Genomic DNA, 964 nt, shown 5'->3' with positions numbered 1-964 from the left:
GGTTCCTTATTCTAGTGAAATTGCTAAAGAATATACTTAAAAGGAGGATACTATGCGTTTTAATTTTGCTTTATTTATGAACGTAATTGTTGTTTTTTTATTTATGTATTTTTTCTATTTTTTGTGGAATATTCCTTATTCAAGTGATGTTGCTAGGGAATTTATGCAAGAGCAAGATAAAATTTTACAAGAGCAAGGGTTAAACAATGGCAGAAAGTAACGCAAGTCGTGTTTTAAAACTTGGTATCGATGAGATGTTTGAAGATCTTACTTATAACGTCGCTTATAACGAGGTTTTAACTAGGTTAAAAGCCAACGGCATGGATGACGGGATTTTAAAAGACGCTATAAACTCGGGTATTACAATTATGTTTAGCTCGGCTTTAATGCTTTATATTCAAAAGCAAGAGCAAGCTCTTCATTTTATTACCGATACTGCTTATGCTTTGATTGTTGCTATTTTAACTCCTTTTACTAGAGTTACAAAGGGTCTTTTTAATAAATTTAAAAAAGGTGTTAAGGTCGGTATGCTTGCAAATGTTCTTGGCGTTTCAACTGAAGCTAGAGTTGGCTACGCCCAGGTCGTTACTACGGGTTCTAACGCTCTTTTTACTCGTAAACGGTCTGAAAGTGATTATTTTCAACAATCTAATGTTGTTTTGGGGCAGAAAGAACACTTGCTTCATGTCAAAGACCAACAATTAGCTTACGCAAAAGCAAAGGTTGATAGTTTTAATCAAACCTTACTTTTTAAGCTTCTTACGTCTAAATTCACCCCGCAAGATAAAGAGATAATTCGTAAAATGACTGGCGGTTCTGCTGATATCGACATCGATAAACTCAATGAAATCGCTAATTTTATGTGGGTGACCGATAGTGCAGGTAATATCACGGGTCTAAGCGAGCAGTTCATGAGTATGCTCAATGGACTTGGCTATTTAAACGGTAAAAGCAAAAATGTAGG

General features: G+C 35.1%; 2 protein-coding genes. Both read left to right on the top strand.

The features are described 5' to 3' along the window. Positions 1 to 52 precede the first annotated feature (52 nt). Positions 53 to 220 carry a hypothetical protein gene (locus CCAL9328_RS10595; RefSeq protein WP_170000631.1) on the top strand — a complete coding sequence of 56 codons (168 nt, stop codon included), beginning with the start codon at positions 53 to 55 and terminating at the stop codon, positions 218 to 220. Next, on the top strand, positions 207 to 964 hold a 758-nt coding region (locus CCAL9328_RS10590), incomplete at its 3' end, for a hypothetical protein (protein ID WP_170000630.1). The genes CCAL9328_RS10595 and CCAL9328_RS10590, both read left to right, overlap by 14 nt.

The organism is Campylobacter sp. RM9328 (assembly GCF_012978615.1).
Note: the sequence above shows the minus strand (reverse complement) of the source record. Positions and strands in the feature narration are given on the sequence as shown.

Excerpts from the sequence above, each read along its gene's own strand:
- CCAL9328_RS10595 (WP_170000631.1), top strand. The coding sequence starts at position 53 with ATGCGTTTTAATTTTGCTTTATTTATGAACGTAATTGTTGTTTTTTTA.